The sequence below is a fragment of the Muriventricola aceti genome (genome assembly GCF_025567565.1).
GTDB classification, from domain to species: domain Bacteria; phylum Bacillota; class Clostridia; order Oscillospirales; family Oscillospiraceae; genus Lawsonibacter; species Lawsonibacter aceti.
Window position 1 is genome coordinate 32,740 of the sequence record NZ_JAOQKF010000006.1, and the last position, 15,980, is coordinate 48,719.

General features: G+C 58.3%; 17 protein-coding genes. All 17 read right to left on the minus strand.

The genetic code is table 11. The features are described from left to right. Positions 1 to 366, minus strand: a 366-nt coding sequence (locus OCV64_RS07885) for an FAD-dependent oxidoreductase (RefSeq protein ID WP_262669763.1), incomplete at its 3' end; no start/stop codon positions are given. Then, a complete protein-coding gene (locus OCV64_RS07890) occupies positions 363 to 1,226 on the minus strand; it encodes a MurR/RpiR family transcriptional regulator (protein ID WP_147572251.1) in 864 nt (287 codons plus the stop codon). The genes OCV64_RS07890 and OCV64_RS07885, both read right to left, overlap by 4 nt. A 160-nt stretch (positions 1,227 to 1,386) precedes the next feature. Next, a complete protein-coding gene (locus tag OCV64_RS07895; RefSeq protein ID WP_147572250.1) occupies positions 1,387 to 2,112 on the minus strand; it encodes a pseudouridine synthase in 726 nt (241 codons plus the stop codon). Positions 2,113 to 2,131: 19 nt separating this feature from the next. Continuing rightward, on the minus strand, positions 2,132 to 3,256 hold the full coding sequence (locus tag OCV64_RS07900) for a D-alanyl-D-alanine carboxypeptidase family protein (protein WP_147572249.1): 1,125 nt from the start codon (positions 3,254 to 3,256) through the stop codon (positions 2,132 to 2,134). Between the two features lie 86 nt (positions 3,257 to 3,342). Beyond that, positions 3,343 to 3,765: a GerW family sporulation protein gene (locus OCV64_RS07905; protein ID WP_240287768.1), complete on the minus strand. Its 423-nt coding sequence runs from the start codon at positions 3,763 to 3,765 to the stop codon at positions 3,343 to 3,345. A 4-nt stretch (positions 3,766 to 3,769) separates the two neighbouring features. After that, positions 3,770 to 4,390 carry a DUF2953 domain-containing protein gene (locus OCV64_RS07910; RefSeq protein ID WP_147572247.1) on the minus strand — a complete coding sequence of 207 codons (621 nt, stop codon included), beginning with the start codon at positions 4,388 to 4,390 and terminating at the stop codon, positions 3,770 to 3,772. Further along, on the minus strand, positions 4,387 to 5,001 hold the full coding sequence (gene scpB / locus OCV64_RS07915; RefSeq protein ID WP_147572246.1) for an SMC-Scp complex subunit ScpB: 615 nt from the start codon (positions 4,999 to 5,001) through the stop codon (positions 4,387 to 4,389). The genes OCV64_RS07910 and scpB overlap by 4 nt, the downstream gene beginning before the upstream one ends. A 15-nt stretch (positions 5,002 to 5,016) precedes the next feature. Further along, entirely contained in the window at positions 5,017 to 5,817 is an 801-nt protein-coding gene (locus tag OCV64_RS07920; RefSeq protein ID WP_147572245.1) for a segregation and condensation protein A, read from the minus strand. Between the two features lie 150 nt (positions 5,818 to 5,967). Next, positions 5,968 to 6,564 (minus strand): ribosome biogenesis GTP-binding protein YihA/YsxC, encoded by a 597-nt coding sequence (gene yihA / locus OCV64_RS07925; protein ID WP_262669764.1) that lies wholly within the window; start codon positions 6,562 to 6,564, stop codon positions 5,968 to 5,970. A gap of 12 nt (positions 6,565 to 6,576) precedes the next feature. Beyond that, on the minus strand, positions 6,577 to 8,997 hold the full coding sequence (gene lon / locus OCV64_RS07930) for an endopeptidase La (RefSeq protein ID WP_262669765.1): 2,421 nt from the start codon (positions 8,995 to 8,997) through the stop codon (positions 6,577 to 6,579). Positions 8,998 to 9,083: 86 nt separating this feature from the next. Further along, positions 9,084 to 10,397: an ATP-dependent Clp protease ATP-binding subunit ClpX gene (gene clpX / locus OCV64_RS07935; protein WP_147572242.1), complete on the minus strand. Its 1,314-nt coding sequence runs from the start codon at positions 10,395 to 10,397 to the stop codon at positions 9,084 to 9,086. A gap of 59 nt (positions 10,398 to 10,456) precedes the next feature. Continuing rightward, positions 10,457 to 11,038, minus strand: coding sequence for an ATP-dependent Clp endopeptidase proteolytic subunit ClpP (clpP, locus tag OCV64_RS07940; RefSeq protein ID WP_147572241.1), 582 nt, complete (start codon positions 11,036 to 11,038; stop codon positions 10,457 to 10,459). Positions 11,039 to 11,247: 209 nt separating this feature from the next. Further along, positions 11,248 to 12,642: a trigger factor gene (gene tig / locus OCV64_RS07945; protein ID WP_262669766.1), complete on the minus strand. Its 1,395-nt coding sequence runs from the start codon at positions 12,640 to 12,642 to the stop codon at positions 11,248 to 11,250. Between the two features lie 134 nt (positions 12,643 to 12,776). Beyond that, positions 12,777 to 13,466 (minus strand): metallophosphoesterase, encoded by a 690-nt coding sequence (locus OCV64_RS07950; protein ID WP_186852511.1) that lies wholly within the window; start codon positions 13,464 to 13,466, stop codon positions 12,777 to 12,779. A 4-nt stretch (positions 13,467 to 13,470) separates the two neighbouring features. Beyond that, positions 13,471 to 14,955 (minus strand): threonine synthase, encoded by a 1,485-nt coding sequence (gene thrC / locus OCV64_RS07955; protein WP_262669810.1) that lies wholly within the window; start codon positions 14,953 to 14,955, stop codon positions 13,471 to 13,473. A 140-nt stretch (positions 14,956 to 15,095) separates the two neighbouring features. Next, positions 15,096 to 15,443: a YraN family protein gene (locus tag OCV64_RS07960; protein WP_240287772.1), complete on the minus strand. Its 348-nt coding sequence runs from the start codon at positions 15,441 to 15,443 to the stop codon at positions 15,096 to 15,098. A 17-nt stretch (positions 15,444 to 15,460) separates the two neighbouring features. Next, a partial coding sequence (locus OCV64_RS07965) for a ribonuclease HII (RefSeq protein WP_262669767.1) occupies positions 15,461 to 15,980 on the minus strand: 520 nt, incomplete at its 5' end.

A 15,980-nucleotide genomic window follows, 5' to 3' on the forward strand; every position in this document is an offset into this window, starting at 1 on the left:
CTCCTGGAATAAGGCGTCGATGATATCCGAAGCCCTATCCGACCGCGGGAATACCCGATTCCCACGCTCCACCTTCAGCTCCACGCCCAGTCCGGTAAAAAATTCCTCTACATTGGCGGGTGTGGTGCGGCTTATAGAGCTGTATAGAAAACGTCCATTCCTGGTCGTGGCGGCTAGTGCCTCCTCCGGCGTACAGTGATTGGTCACATTACACCGACCCTTGCCAGTGATATACAGTTTCCGGCCCACTTTGGGGTTGCGCTCCAACAGGCAGACCTCTGCCCCCAGACGGGCGGCGGTGATGGCCGCCATCATACCCGCGGCCCCACCGCCCACCACAATCAGATCATAATGGGTACCGCTCACTCCTGCACCTTCTCATAGACGCCGTACTCCTCCCAGATTTTCTCCAGGTCCTCAAAGGTATTGGCCAGGTCGTCATTTTTCTTCCGGCTCACCGCCACCAGCAGGGCGTTAATCAGTGAGAGGGGCGCCACCAGAGAATCGACAAAGGAGGCCATATCACTACGCGCCTTCAGTGTGTAGGTGGAGATGGGCGACAGGGGGGATACCTCGCTGTCTGTAATGGCGATGGTAGTTGCCCCCCGGCTCCGTGCAAAGTTCATCGCCTGAACCGTGCGGCTGGAATACCGGGGAAAGCTGACGCCGATAACCACATCCCCCTCCCCCACTCGTAGGAGACTCTCAAAGACCTCGCTGGCTGTAGTGGCGGATACCTTGACTACATTATCGAAAATCAAATTGAAATAGAAGGACATGAAGGTTGCCATGGCCGCGCAGGACCGGACACCGATGATGTAGAGCTTCCGGGCAGACACGATGGCGTCAACAGCCTTCTCAAAGCTGTCCCTGTCCAGCTCCTCCAGGGTAAGACGTATCTTCTCGATGTCAGATTGCAGGACCATAGACAGCAGATCCTGGTCGCCCAGCCGATCATTGGTCACCTCAATCCGCTGAACGGATGTCAGCCGGTTACGGATCATCTTTTGCAGCGACCGCTGCATATCCGGGTATCCATCATAGCCCAACTCAGCAGCAAACCGGACCACGGTAGACTCACTCACATTCACCTTCTTGCCCAGCTTGCTGGCTGTCATAAAGGCAGCCTTATCATAGGACTCCAGGATAAAGCTAGCGATCCGCTTCTGTCCCTTGGAAAAGGTATGCATATTCTCCTGTATCAGGGCCAAAATGTCACGATTCATATGGTTCTCATCTCCCGTTTATGTAGAAACCCCTCTGATACTATACGTCAGTCAAAGCGTACACGCCTTTCATGGATTATCATACCCGTTTTCCTGCAAAAATGCAAGCGCTTTTTGCAAGAAATTCATTTTTTCTTGCAAAAAGCGCCGGGCAGCTTGTTTAATTATCTGTAGTTTCTTCTCCCGTCAGCAGGAGCACCTCCTGCTCCGTCAGCCTACGCCATGTTCCGGGGGCCAGTGTCCTGTCCAGGTGCAGCGCCCCCTCCCGAATCCGCTTCAGCCGCAGCACATTGAGTCCTGCCTGGGCACACATCCGGCGCACCTGCCGGTTTTTCCCCTGGTGGATGACGACAGACATCTGGGACACCCCTCCGCTGGTCCGCCCCCGCCGAACTTGGGCGGGAGCCAGCTTCTCCCCGTCCAACACCATTGGGCCGGACAGAATGGGCAGGGCTTTCTCTACATTTCCAGTCACCCAGACCAGATATTCTTTTTCCACCTCGTGGCTGGGATGGAGGAGCCTGTGGGTGATCTCCCCGTTATCGGTCAGAAGGAGCAGCCCTTCCGAATCCAGGTCTAGCCGGCCGATGGGCCACACTCGCGCGCCGCAACCGGACACCAGATCCGCCACGGTCTTTCTCCCCTGCTCGTCAGAGAGGGTGGACACATAGCCGCGGGGCTTATTGAGCATCAGGTAGGTCCGTGCTCCCCCGGGGCGCAGCCTTTTGCCATCCACCAGCACCTGATCCCGGTCCAGGTCCGCTCGATCCCCCAGATGGGCTTTCTCTCCATTCACTGTGACCCGTCCAGAGGAAATCCACTCCTCCGCCGTTCTCCGGGAAGCCAGTCCGCAGGAGGATATCAGCTTTTGCAGTCGTTCTTCCATGGTCCGCCTTTCTCTTTCTCTATCTCTCCGAAAGCTGGGCCAACCGGTCCGACAGCCTGTCCCACAGCCCGCGGACCGATACGCTGTCCCGCGGGATATCGGCGCCGGCTACCAGGGGGATATCCGCCACTTCTTCCCCCTTCAAGCGGAACACCACCCTGCCCAAAGGGGCCCCCCTCTCCACCGGAGCGGTCAGAAGTTCCTGGTCCAGCAGAATATCATACTGGAGCTTCTCCCCCTCTGCCAAGGCCACAGAACAATCCTCGGCCGCTGATATGGGACACACTGGGATCAGACTGTCCGCCACCGGGAGCTGACAGACCTGTTCCCCCGCACGTGTCAGTTCCTTCGCACGATAGTGGGAGAAACCCCAGTCAAAGAGACGGGTGTGGTCCGCCCAGTCGTTGGGGTCACTGAGAGTGACGCAGATCAGCGCAGTCCCTTCCCTTCTGGCCGCTGACACCAATGTGCGCCCTGCCTTCTCGGTATATCCTGTCTTCAGTCCAATACAGCCCTCATACTGCCACAACAGCTTATTGTGGTTAGTAAATGTTCTGGTCCCTATGGTGATGGATTTGGTGGACACTATCTGCGCCAAGGTATCATTCTTCAGGCAGGCTTGGGCCAGCAGCGCCATATCATAGGCAGAGGAGTAATGCCCCTCCGCGTTGAGCCCATTGGGATTGGCGAAATGGGTATCTGCCATCCCCAGCTCCTGAGCCTTCTGATTCATCCGGTCCACAAACCGCTCCACCGTACCGCCGCAGTATCCGGCTACCGCCAGAGCGGCATCGTTTCCAGAGCGTAGGAGCATCCCGTAGAGCAGCGCCTCCAGACTTACCCGCTCCCCCGCCCGCAGGTAGATGGAGGAGCCCTCAGCCCCGGCCCACTCCCCGGAGATGGTCACTTCTTCTTCCAGCACATGGCCTGATTCCAGGGCCACCAGGGCGGTCATCAGCTTGGTGATGCTGGCGATAAGACGCGGCTCATGGGCGTTCTGCTCATATAGCACCCGCCCGCTCTCTCCATCCATCAGGACTACCGAGGCGGCGGAGGTACCAGGCGCTCCGGAGGCCGCCGCGGCCGCGGCAGGTGCAACAGCCGCTGTCAGCACCGCCAGACACAAACTCATGATCCGTTTCATATCGGTCACCTTCTTCAAAAACATAGGTGACCATAGTATGGCAGTCTAACTTTTTTCGTTGCCCGGAAATTTTTGCGAATTTGGCTTTATTCGGCAAAATCCGCCCGCTCCGCCTCCTGTGCCTTTTTTTCCTGCTGCTTTTCAATAAAGTCCGTTACCTTGTCCACTACCTCGGGCACCGCTTCAATGACCCGGTCCACCGTAGTGGCGGGAGGAGGAGCCACAGGCAGCAGCTTCACGGAGCCTCCCCGGAGGATCAGAAAGGCCACCGGCTCCAGTTTAGCACTGGCTCCGCTACCCCCACCGAAGGCCGGATCGCTGGCTGGCTGCTTTTTGGTAGAAAACTCGGTCCCGCCGCCCGCTATCCCAAAGGACAGCCTAGACACGGGGATCAGGGTAACTCCATCTGCTTGAATAGGGGTGCCAATGATTGTGTTGGCGTCCGCCATGGCCCTCACGTGCTCCATGGTGACGCTCATCAGTTCACTTAGATGGTCCTTTTTTTCCATACCCTCAGGCCGCCTTTCTCACATTCTGCTCTTTTTGTTCCCCACGCGCCGCCATGACAGCCCGCAGAGCTTTTATCCCAAAATACACCGCCAGCCGGCATATCTGCCCCAGCTTCAGGGACAAGGAGGCCCTTCCCCGCAGACTGACGGCAGGAGCCTCCAAATCCAGCCTGACCCTAGCCCGGCCATCTACTATATGGAACCCCTCTACCAGGGGATACCACAGGGCGCCCAGGGCCCCGTTTGCCCATCCATAGGCCATTGCCGCGTCCGCAGGGTCCTGACCGCCTATGGTCAATTCCAGATCCAGGATATCTATTTTCAGCTTCTTCTGAAACTGTCCCGCCGCCTCCAGTGCGATGGGGAGTAGCCTTTTGGCATACTCCAGCCCCCCGCCCTTCACGCGGACAGGTTTTTCTTCTGTCAGGTCCGTTCCCATCTTTTTTCCCCGGACAGGCTTTTCCTTCTTTTTCCGCTTCCAAGGGAGCACTCTGATTCGGACAACCCCTGTTCGCAGCCAGAGGAACAGCCCCTCCTGCTGATAGGACACAACACAGCCCACCCGGACCTGTCCCAGCAGGAGCAGGGCCAGCAGGACGGCGGCCACCGTGAACAGGAGCTTCATGGCCCGTCCTCCGCCGGCAACCCGGCCCCCTGCTCCTCCTCCGCCCTAAGCCTGGCTACCGCCGCCTCCAGCTCCAGGGTCATCTGACTCCCCTCCTGGGAGGAGTCGGGGAGCTCAGGCAGCTCCTCCAGGCTGGACAACCCAAAGGAACGCAGGAAGTTCTTGGTGGTCCGAAACAGGAGCGGCCGTCCGGGGACAGCCAGGCGGCCCGCCTCCTCAATCAGCTCCCGCTCCAGCAGCAGCCCCACCGTATAGGAGCTGTCTACCCCCCTCACCTGATCCACATAGGCACGGGTCACCGGCTGATAATAGGCGATAATCGCCAGTACCTCCAGGGCGGGCTGAGACAGGCGGGCCGGCTTGCGGCTCTCCAGCGTCTTTCTGATATAGGGGGCGAACTCCGGCGCGGAGCACAGCTGATAGCTGGTATCCAGCTTGATCAGCCGTATTCCCCGCCGCTCATAGCTGTACTGGTCCATCAGCCGCTGGGCCACAGCGTCCAGGGTGGGCCTGTCCACCTCCAGCCCCAGACACAGCCGCTCCACAGCCACCGGCTCTCCAGAGGCAAAGAGGACACCCTCCAGAGCGGATTCCAATTCCTTCAGTTCCACAGAGCTATCCTCCTCTTAGTAGCTGTCGGCGGTAAACTCCGCCGGCGTCTCCCCCTCCGCCTGGGTGCAGGTGACAGTACAGTCCGACTCGGTACCCGCCAACCTGACCCGGCGCGCTTTGCACAGTTCCAGCACTGCCAGGAAAGTAGCCACCACTTCGGAGCGGCTCCGGTTCCCCTTGAACAGGGCCCGAAAGCGGGTAACGCCGAACTGGAGCAACCGCCGGACGATCTCTCCCGCTTTGTCTGTCACGGGGTAGGGCTCCCGGCCCACGATGCCTTGGAAGGCGGAAACAGGAGGCGGGAGTTTGTTGTCTGTCCGGGACAATACAGCGGTCATAGCCTTCCAAATATCCTCCCTGTCATGGACATAGCGATAGGTCCTGTCCGGCTGGACCGGCTCCGGCACTTTGGTCAGATAGTCCCGCCCATAGTGGAACCTGGTATCCAGCACAGGGATGACTTCCTTGATCTTCAAAAAATTTTCATTTCTCTGATGGGCCTCTAGTGTAGCGATGAGCTGCTCCACCTCGCTGAGTGCCTCTTCATCGTGGATGGACAGGAGCATCCGAGTCTTGATATAGATCAGATGAGAGGCCATTGTGATAAACTCACTGGCCACCTCCAGGTCCAATTCCTTCCGCTTGTTCATCCATTCCAGATACTGGTCCAGGATCAGCGATATCTGAATGTCCTTGATCTCCATCTTATTCTTGCTCAAAAGATGGAGAATCAGGTCCAGCGGGCCCACGAAGTCCTCCATATTTTCTTCCTTGGCCTTCACCACCCCTTCCAGGTGGTAGATGGGTGCTTCCATGGGCTCACCTCTTTGGGGAAAATTGTGTCAGAATATTATACCAGCTATGGAGCCAAAACACAAGGCGTGAACAGCGGTTTCCCAATATAGAGAATAAAGTCTCTCCTGTACAAAGATCCCCGGTATGCCGCAGGGCATACCGGGGATCCTTCAGCTCACTCCGGCGCCGGACAGGATAGCCGACAGCAGTTCCTCCCTGCCGGTCCCCTTCTCAGCCGAAAAGGGGATAACGATGGTCTCCTCGTCCAGCTCCAGGGTTTCCCGGATCCTCTGGAGGTTGGGACCGATCTCGCTCTTTTTCAGCTTATCCAGTTTGTTGGCCACCACTACCATGGGCCGCCCCGTGTCACGGAACCATTGGGCCATGGTACAGTCATCGGCGGTGGGGTTATGCCGGGAGTCTACGATCATCACCCCCAGGGTCATCAGCTCCGGATGGGCGAAGTAGGACTCCATCAGCCGCGCCCACCGGTCTCGTTCACTCTTGGACACCCTGGCGTAGCCATATCCTGGCAGGTCCACCAGGTAGAAGCCCCCATCAATCAAAAAGTAATTAATGTGGATGGTCTTGCCCGGGGCGGCACCCACCCGTGCAAAATTCTTTCGGCCCAACAGCCGGTTGATGACCGAGGACTTACCCACATTAGAACGGCCGGCGAAGGCCACCTGAGGCAGCCCGTCGGTCCGGAAGTCCCTTGCGGAAGCGGCGGACAGGATAAATTCCGCCTTTTGCAGGTTGACAGGCATCCTATCCCCTCCTCACTGGCGCAGCCGGGGACCAGGGGCTCTCTTTGCAGTCCCCAGGACTGGAGCGGACGGCTCCCTCTGCTCCTCCGCGGAGGGCAGCGGGTGTGAGAGGGCTGCCGACAACACCTGGTCTGCCCGCTCTACCAGGATAAACTGGAGAGCCTTCCGTACCGTCTGGTCGATCTCCTCTAAGTCCTTGCCGTTGTCCGCTGGCAGGATGACCGTTTTGATGCCGTTTCGGAAAGCGGCCATCGTTTTCTCCTTCAAACCTCCGATGGGCAGGACACGGCCGCGGAGGGTGACCTCTCCGGTCATGGCGATGCCACGGCGCACCGGGCAGCCAGTCAGGGCGGACACCATGGCGGTAGTGATGGCGATGCCGGCAGAGGGCCCGTCCTTGGGGACGGCTCCCTCCGGGAAGTGGACGTGGATATCCTTCTCCTTATAAAAATCGGCGGGGATCCCCAGCCGGTCTGACTGGCTGCGGATAAAGCTGAGTGCGGCGTAAGCGCTCTCCTTCATCACATCTCCCAGATTTCCGGTGAGCTCTACCTTTCCGGCCCCTGGGACCACATTCACCTCCACCTCCAGCAGCTCGCCGCCCACAGAGGTCCAGGCCAGGCCATTGACCACGCCTATCCGCTCTTCCAGGGCCTGCCGCTCGGGGTAGTAGCGTGGGACCCCCAGATACTCCTTGAGATCTTTTTCTGTAATGTGAATCGACTTTACGCCATCTGAAACCACTCTCATTGCGGTTTTGCGGCAGATGGCAGCCAGCATTCGCTCCAGCACCCGAACTCCCGATTCCCGGGTATAGGCTGAGATGATCTCCCGCAGGGCGCTGTCGGATACCTTCAGCTGGCTCTTTTCCAGGCCGTGGCGCTTCATCTCCTTCGGAAGCAGATGCTTTTTCCCAATCTGAACCTTCTCCTCGTCGGTGTAGCTGGACAGCTCGATGACCTCCATCCGATCCAGCAGAGGCCGGGGAATGGTATCCAGAGTATTCGCGGTGGTAATAAACAGGACTTGAGACAGGTCAAAGGGGACCTCCAGGAAGTTATCCCGGAAGGTGGCATTCTGTTCTCCGTCCAACACCTCCAGAAGCGCGGAGGAGGGGTCGCCCCGGTGGTCCCGGCCCAGCTTGTCGATCTCGTCCAACAGGATCAGCGGATTGCAGCTGCCCGCCTGCTGGATTGCGGTGATGATGCGGCCCGGCATGGCTCCCACATAGGTCTTGCGGTGCCCCCGAATCTCCGCCTCATCGCTGACGCCGCCCAGGGAGAGACGGGCCAGCTTCCGGTTCATAGCCTTTGCCATAGACATGGCGATGGAGGTCTTACCCACTCCGGGCGGGCCCACCAGGCAGAGTACCTGTCCTTTCAACGCCGGGGCCAGCTGCTTGACTGCCACAAATTCCAGGATGCGCTCCTTCACCTTATCCAGGCCGTAGTGCTCCTGGTCCAGCACCCGGCGGACAGCCGGGACGCTGATCTTCTCCTTGGTGTATTTTCCCCAAGGCAGCTCCAAACATACGTCCAGATAGCTGCGCAGAACAGTGGCCTCCGAGGATCCGAAGGGCTGCTTGGTCAGCCGGTTCAGCTCCTTGGTCAACTTCTCCCGCACCTCATCAGGCAGGGCGGCCTTGGCGATCTTCTGACGGTACTCCTCGAACTCGTCGGCCCCATCACCCTCTCCAAGCTCGTTCTGGATGGCCTTCATCTGCTCCCTGAGGTAGTAATCCCGCTGCTGGTCGGACATCTGCTCTCTGGCTTTGCTCTGTATCTCGTTGTCCAGAGCCAGTATCTCCACCTCCCGGTCCAGCAGCCGATGCAGCTTCTCCAGGCGGCGCAGGGGCCGCCGCTCCTCCAGAATGGTCTGCTTGTCGCTGTTTCGCATGGGGATGTTTTGGGCGATATAGTCAGAGATATAGCCTGGGTCCTGGCTGGCCAATACATGGATCAGCAGGTCTGGAGATACCTTAGGGGCCAGCTCCGTATACCGCTGAAAGAGCTCGTAGGTGGAGCGCATTAGTGCTTCGGTCCGGGCGCTTGTTCCAGTCCGCTCCTCCTCTGGCAGTTCCAGTATCTCCCCCTCCAGATAGGGCTCGGTCCGCAGGAGGCGGAGCAGCTTGCCTCTGGCCTGCCCCTCTACCATAACCCGGACATTGTCTCCTGGCATACGGAGGATCTGGCGTACATTGGAGATGGTTCCTACCACGTACAGGTCGCACTGGTCCGGCACCTCCACGGAGATATCCTTTTGGGCCACCAGGAACACAGGGCTGCCGGTCGTCATAGCAGTTTCCAAGGATTTGATGGAGATATCCCTGGCCACATCAAAATGGATCAGCACGTTGGGGAAAATGGTCAGCCCCCGCAGAGCGATAACCGGCATAGTGCTGGTGTGGAGGATATCCTTCTGTGTGGTCGTCATGTGGTCACTTCCTCTCTGGTCGATACAGCGAAATGCCCCGGGGCCCGCCGATCCGGGGGCTCCGCGGGGCATTCAAGATTTCTCTTTTATCCGGCGTTGGTGCCGGGGACACCGCCGCGCTCGGCCTTAAGCGCCGCTTTTCCCAGACGGGGACGGCGGCAGCGTTCCGGGTCATAGGTCAATTCAGCCGGAGCACCATCCTGCACGGTAGCGGCGGTAATGGTTACCTTCACGATAGTGGGGTCAGAGGGCACATCGTACATAACCTTGGTCATGATCTCCTCCAGCACCGCACGGAGGCCGCGAGCACCGATGCCCCGCTTTACTGCCACGTCGGCCACCGCCTCCAGGGCCTCCCGGCTGAAGTCCAGCTCCACCTGGTCGTATTCCAATAGCTTCTGGTACTGCTTGACCAGGGCATTTTTGGGCTCCGTCAAGATCTGGACCATCTGGTCCCGGTCCAGAGACTGAAGGGTAGTGATGACAGGCAGGCGGCCTACCAACTCCGGGATGATTCCGAATTTCAGCAGGTCGTGGGGCTGGACCTCGGCCATCAACTGGCCCACGTTGCGCTCCTTCCTGCTCTGGATCTCCGCCCCAAAGCCAAGGGTTCGCTTATCCAGGCGGTTCTCAATGATCTTGTCGATGCCGTCAAAGGCGCCACCGCAGATAAAGAGAATGTTCTTGGTATCAATCTGGATAAACTCCTGGTGGGGATGTTTCCGTCCGCCCTGTGGGGGGACATTAGCCACGGTACCCTCCAGAATCTTCAGCAGGGCCTGCTGCACCCCTTCGCCGGACACGTCCCTGGTAATAGACGTATTCTCGCTTTTGCGGGCGATCTTATCCATCTCGTCGATGTAGATGATGCCCCGCTCCGCCAGCTCGATGTCGTAGTCGGCCGCCTGAACCAGACGCAGCAGGATGTTCTCCACATCGTCACCCACATAGCCCGCCTCAGTCAGTGTGGTGGCGTCAGCGATGGCAAATGGGACCTTCAGCACTCGAGCCAGTGTCTGGGCAAACAGAGTCTTCCCGCAGCCGGTGGGACCCATGAGCAGAATATTGCTCTTTTGAAGCTCCACATCCTCCGCCCCGCCGAAGTAGATGCGTTTATAATGGTTATACACGGCCACAGAGAGGGCCACTTTGGCCTTCTCCTGACCAATAATATACTGGTCCAGAACAGCGTGTATTTCCTTTGGGGTGGGGATTACATCGGGGATATCGCTGTCTAAGGCATCCTGGATGGGGTCGTTGTCCTCGTCCAGAATCCCCATACACAGTTGGACACACTCGTTGCAGATATAGGCCCCAGGCCCGGCAATGATCCGGCGGACCTGGTCCTGATGCTTTCCGCAGAAGGAACAGCGGATGCTTTTTTCATCATTTCGCGCCATTGGTACACCTCATAAACTCTATGGTGGGAAATCGGGGCTGACCCTGAGCGTTCTCCAGGTCAGCGCTTATCGATGACCTTATCGATCAGGCCATACTCCATGGCCTCCTGAGCGGTCATAAAGTTGTCCCGCTCACAGTCCGCGGTGACCACTTCAATGGGTTTGCCGGTATTCTCCGCCAGAATGCGGTTCATCCGGCTCTTGACTACCTCCAGCCGCTTCAGGTGGATGGCCATATCGGTGATCTGCCCTTGGGTCCCGGCGGAGGGCTGGTGGATCATGATCTCAGCGTTAGGCAGAGCCAGCCGCTTACCCTTGGCTCCAGCAGCCAGCAGGAAGGCGCCCATAGAGGCTGCCAGCCCCACGCAGATGGTGGACACATCGCACTTGATATACTGCATGGTGTCATAGATGGCCATTCCGGCGGTAACAGAGCCACCGGGGCTGTTGATATAGAACTGGATATCCTTATCCGGGTCCTGGGCCTCCAGATACAGCAGTTGAGCCACCACCAGGGAGGCTGTGGTGTCATTGACCTCCTCTGACAGCATGATAATACGGTCGTTGAGCAGGCGGGAGAAGATGTCATAGGACCGCTCGCCGCGGTTGGTCTGCTCTACTACATAAGGAACTAAACTCATAATCACATACTCCTTCTTTTGGGACGGTGATACCAGAGTATACCCGTCCAGCCGGAAAATGATTCCTCCGGCCCACCAGAGAAAAAGGGACGATCTCAGGAGCGGGCGGTGTGCCGCCCTGCTCCATGGCCTCACCGGCGCCTTGTTACTCCACGTCTGCAAAAATATGGACACGCCCGGAGCGGTTCCCCACCCCGGACGTGACAGCATCACTCAGCCTTGGGCTCCTCGGTCTTCTTTTTGCGGGCGCGCTTAGGCTTCTCCTCGGCAGGGGCTTCCTCAGCAGCTGCCTCGGCGGCCTCCGTCTTCTTGGCAGCAGCCTTCTTCTTGGCCTTTCCAGACTTGGCCTCAGCAATGACCAGACTGCTGGCCTTCTTCAGCCGCAGGTCCTTTTTCAGGTCCTCGGCGGGAACCGCTGCCTTCACCTGCTCAACCTTCAGGCCGTACTGTTCAGCCAGACGGCTGAACTCAGCCTCTAGCTCCTCCTCAGTGACCTCCAGCTTCTCGGCGTCGGCCACGGCGGTAAGGGCCAGCTCAGTCTGCACCTGCTTCAGGGCGGCGGGACGTGCGGAGGTGCGCAGCATCTCCGGGCTCATCCCCATCATCTTCATATAATCGTCCATGGAGATGCCCTGACCCTGGAGGCGCATGGCGTAGTCGTCCATCAGGCGGTCCACCTGGACCTCCACCATGCCGTCCGGGATCTCGCACTCCATATCCTCCACCAGCTGATCCATCACGGCGTTCTCAAAGTCAGCCTGAGCCTGCTGCTGGCGGCGCTGGGTGACCTTCTCCTTCAGGTCGGCCCGGAATGCCTCCAGCGTTTCAAACTCGGACACATCCTTGGCAAACTCATCATCAACGGCAGGGGCCTGGGACTCCTTGACCTCGTTGACCTTCACATGGAATACCACAGCCTTACCGGCCAGATCCGCATGGTAGTCCTCCGGGAAGGTGATATCCAGGTCCTTCTCCTCGCCGGCCTTCATGCCGATGATCTGCTCCTCAAAGCCGGGAACAAAGGCGCCGGAGCCCAGCTTCAGGTCGTAGTTCTCGCCCTTGCCTCCCTCAAAGGGGGTGCCGTTGTCAAAGCCCTCAAAGTCGATGACGGCAGTGTCGCCCTTCTTGGCCTTGCGCTTGACGCTGACCAGGCGGGTCGCCCGCTCGACAAAGGGCTTCATCTCCTCGTCGACGTCCTTCTCGGTAATCTTGGGCTCCTCCTTAGGGGCAGTGATGCCCTTGTAAGTACCCAGCTTGACCTCGGGTCGGACAGAAACCAGAGCCTTGAAGGTAAAGCCCTCCTTACCCACCTCAACGATCTCCATCTTTGGATAGCCTACATCGTCCAGCCCCTGTTCCTTGACAGCCTCCTCATAAGCGGAGGGGTAGACGTCGTTGATAGCATCCTCATAGAATACGCCAGCGCCGTACATCCCCTCGATAATCTTGCGGGGGGCCTTGCCCTTGCGGAAGCCGGGGACGGAGATAGAGCCGCGGCTCTTTAGATAGGCCTTCTGAACGGCGGCCTCGAACTGGGCGGCGTCGATCTGGATGGTCAGCTCGACGGTGCTTTTCTCTTTCTTCTCAACACTGGTGACCTTCATTTGTTTACTTCCTCCTGTGGGCGCATCTCCATCCCAAAGGGGGAAAGAACAGCGCCTTTTTACTTTCGCCACGATATTTTACCAGATATCTCTCTGTTTGACCAGAGGATTTTTAAGAATTTTCCATGAATTTTTCAATCTTCCACCAACTTTTCCGGTCGAAACCCCAAATAATCCGCCGAAACCAGGTGGTACTCAATGCCGCCATGCTTTCCAGAGGCCGCCAGACGGTGGCTTCCGCCGTGGAGGTGGCCATAGTAGCAGCGGGTAACGCCATACCGCTCCATCAGGTCGATGATCTCCTGGCAGCGATAACCCTGATAGAGAGGGGGGTAGTGGAGAAAGCAGAATTTTTCCTTCTCCCCCCCGGCCTTCAGGGACGCCTCCAGCCGAATCAGCTCCCGGTTGAAAATCTTGGTGCCGTGCCCCTCCCTGTCCTCCTCATAAAACCATCCCCTGGTCCCGCACAGGGCGATGTCCCCATAGAAATGGCAGTTATTGTGGAGCAGATGGAAGGTGGTAAATCCATTTTCCTGGAAGAACCGCTCCATTTTGGCGGCGGTATTCCACCAGTAGTCGTGATTGCCCTTCATCAGCAGTTTCTTCCCAGGCAGGGCGTTTAGAAAAGCGAAGTCCTCCCTCGCCTCCTCCAATCCCATGGCCCAGGATAGGTCGCCGCACAAGACCACCGTGTCCTCCGGGCGGATCTGGGAGAAGCCCTCTTTCAACTTATCCACATACCCCGTCCAGCCCCCGCCAAAAACATCCATAGGCTTTCCGCTGGAGAGGGATAAATGGGTATCTCCAATGGCATACAGGGCCATGGGCTCACACCAGCATGGACAGCACCGCGTCCACCATATTCTCTTTCTCCACCGTCCTCGTAAAGCGAATTTCCTTGTTACGCAGAGAGGACAACGGAGCGGGAGCGGGCAGTCCGGTCTTGGCGGACAACTGGTCCAGAGCGTCCAGCCCCTGTGCCACTTCCGTCACCCCCAGGGCTCCCAGCACATTGTCGCAGAACTTGAAGGGACTGGCGGTGGACACCACCACACAGGGGGTATCATCTCCGCTCTCCTTCCGATACTGGTCCAGGGCAGAGAAGGCCACGGCGGTGTGTGGATCGATGAGATAATCGTGCTGACGGTACACCTCACCAATGACACGCTGCGTTTCCCGGTCATCACAGCAGTAACCTTGGAAGAGCTTCTGCAGCCGCTCCAGAATGGGCTTGCGAACCTCATACCGGCCGCTGGCGTTCAACTGCTCCATATATTGCTTGACCTCCTGGGTGTCCTGGGTCAGAGCAAACAGGAGACGCTCCAGGTTACTGGAGATCAGGATGTCCATGGAGGGGGACATAGTATTGTGAAATGGACGCTTGCGGTCGTACACGCCGGTACGGATGAAGTCAGTCAGGACGTTGTTGCTATTGGAGGCGCAAATCAGTTTGCCGATGGGCACTCCCATCTCTTTGGCATAGTAGGCGGCCAGGATATTGCCAAAATTGCCGGTTGGCACGCAGACATTGATGGTCTGGCCCGGAGCAATCTTCTCATCCCGCATCAGGTCGCAGTAGGCGGAGATGTAGTAGACGATCTGGGGCAGAACACGGCCCCAGTTGATGGAGTTGGCGGAGGAGAAGAAAAATCCCCGGTCCGCTAGAGTTCTGCGCAGTTCCCCATCGGAAAACAGCCGCTTGACGCCGCTCTGAGCGTCATCAAAGTTGCCTCGCACCGCGGTCACCTCCACGTTATTCCCCTCCTGGGTGACCATCTGGAGCTCCTGTACCTGGGACACGCCGTCCCTTGGATAGAACACCATGATGCGGGTATGGGGTACATCCTTAAAGCCCTCCAGGGCTCCCTTGCCTGTATCGCCGGAGGTGGCCACCAGGATGCAGACAGTCTTTTCCTCCTCCCTCTTGGTCAAAGAGGCAGTGAGCAGGTGGGGCAGCATCTGGAGCGCCATATCTTTGAAGGCACAGGTAGGGCCATGCCACAGCTCCAGGCAGTGGGTATTCCCATCCAGAGAGCGCACAGGGGCGACTGCCGGGGTGTCAAACTTCTCCGGGCCATAGGCGGCCGCCGCGAAGTCGGTCAGCTCCTTAACGGAGAACTCCTCCAGAAATTGCTTCATGATGTAAACCGCCCGGTGCTGGTAGGACATGGACTTTAAGTCCTCCAGGGCTTTACCGGGCAGCTTGGGGATGTAGAAGGGGGTCATCAGGCCCCCGTCTGGAGCCAACCCCTGGATAATGGCCTGGGAGGCCATATAAGAGGTACTTACATCTCTTGTGCTGACATATTGCATCTTGATCATTCCCATCTTGATTCACAAAGTCAAAAACGGTATTACCTGCCATCCGACAGGACCACTGTGCTCTATTATGACAGTTTCCCGGTCCCAGGTCAAGTTCTGAGGAAAGAAAAACCGAGAGAAATGTGGATGGCCTAAAAGGCGTTTTCCACTCTAGAAATCTGGGGGCGGCACGTTTCCGTCCCCTGAGGGGCATAAATCTCCACCACATCAAAACGGGGCTGGAGCTGTGTGGGGTTTTCGGCTAGGTAGAGCTGGGCGGCCAGACGCAGCTTCTCCTGCTTCCGGCTATCCACAAAGGCACCGGCACGAGCAAAGCTGCCACTCTTGCGCAACTTTACCTCCACAAAACACAGGAAGTTCCCCTCCCGCGCGATCAGGTCTATCTCCCCTTGGCGGCATCTCCAGCCAGCGGCCAGGATCCGGCAGCCACGTTCCCGCAGCCATTGAGCCGCCAAGGCCTCCCCCCATCGGCCCAGCAATCTGCTCTCCTGTCCGCTCATAGGCTTTTCAAAAATGTGCGGCGGTGGATCGGACTGGGGCCATACCGCCGCAGCAGCTCATAGTGCAGCTTGGTACCATAACCCTTGTGCTGGTCAAATCTGTATTGGGGATACCGCTCCGCCATCTCCAGCATGAAGCGGTCCCGGCTCACCTTGGCCAGCACAGAGGCGGCGGCGACAGAGGCCGACAGGCTGTCCCCCTTCACGATACAGCGGTGGGGCACGGTGATGGAGGAGGTCCGCCCCCTGTCCCGGTTGCCGTCGATCAATGCAAAGTCAGGGTGGACAGGCAGTCCATCGATGGCAAGCTGCATAGCCCTCATTCGGGCGCTTAGGATATCCGTAGCGTCGATCTCGGCGGCATCCACCCAGGCGACCGCGCAGGCCAGAGCCTGCTCCTGAATAAAGGGAAACAGGGACTCCCGCTTCTTTGCCGTCAATTTTTTTGAGTCGTCTAGCCCAGGGACATCCAGACCCAAAGGCAGGATAACGGCGGCGGCGTACACCGGCCCGGCC

Coding starts and splice junctions, on each gene's coding strand:
- OCV64_RS07950 (WP_186852511.1), bottom strand. CDS start 13,466: ATGGCCCTGTATGCCATTGGAGATACCCATTTATCCCTCTCCAGCGGA.
- yihA (WP_262669764.1), bottom strand. CDS start 6,564: ATGCCTGTCAACCTGCAAAAGGCGGAATTTATCCTGTCCGCCGCTTCC.
- lon (WP_262669765.1), bottom strand. CDS start 8,997: ATGACGACCACACAGAAGGATATCCTCCACACCAGCACTATGCCGGTT.
- OCV64_RS07910 (WP_147572247.1), bottom strand. CDS start 4,390: ATGAAGCTCCTGTTCACGGTGGCCGCCGTCCTGCTGGCCCTGCTCCTG.
- clpX (WP_147572242.1), bottom strand. CDS start 10,397: ATGGCGCGAAATGATGAAAAAAGCATCCGCTGTTCCTTCTGCGGAAAG.
- OCV64_RS07920 (WP_147572245.1), bottom strand. CDS start 5,817: ATGGAAGCACCCATCTACCACCTGGAAGGGGTGGTGAAGGCCAAGGAA.
- thrC (WP_262669810.1), bottom strand. CDS start 14,955: ATGCAATATGTCAGCACAAGAGATGTAAGTACCTCTTATATGGCCTCC.
- clpP (WP_147572241.1), bottom strand. CDS start 11,038: ATGAGTTTAGTTCCTTATGTAGTAGAGCAGACCAACCGCGGCGAGCGG.
- OCV64_RS07890 (WP_147572251.1), bottom strand. CDS start 1,226: ATGAATCGTGACATTTTGGCCCTGATACAGGAGAATATGCATACCTTT.
- OCV64_RS07905 (WP_240287768.1), bottom strand. CDS start 3,765: ATGGAAAAAAAGGACCATCTAAGTGAACTGATGAGCGTCACCATGGAG.
- OCV64_RS07895 (WP_147572250.1), bottom strand. CDS start 2,112: ATGGAAGAACGACTGCAAAAGCTGATATCCTCCTGCGGACTGGCTTCC.
- tig (WP_262669766.1), bottom strand. CDS start 12,642: ATGAAGGTCACCAGTGTTGAGAAGAAAGAGAAAAGCACCGTCGAGCTG.
- OCV64_RS07900 (WP_147572249.1), bottom strand. CDS start 3,256: ATGAAACGGATCATGAGTTTGTGTCTGGCGGTGCTGACAGCGGCTGTT.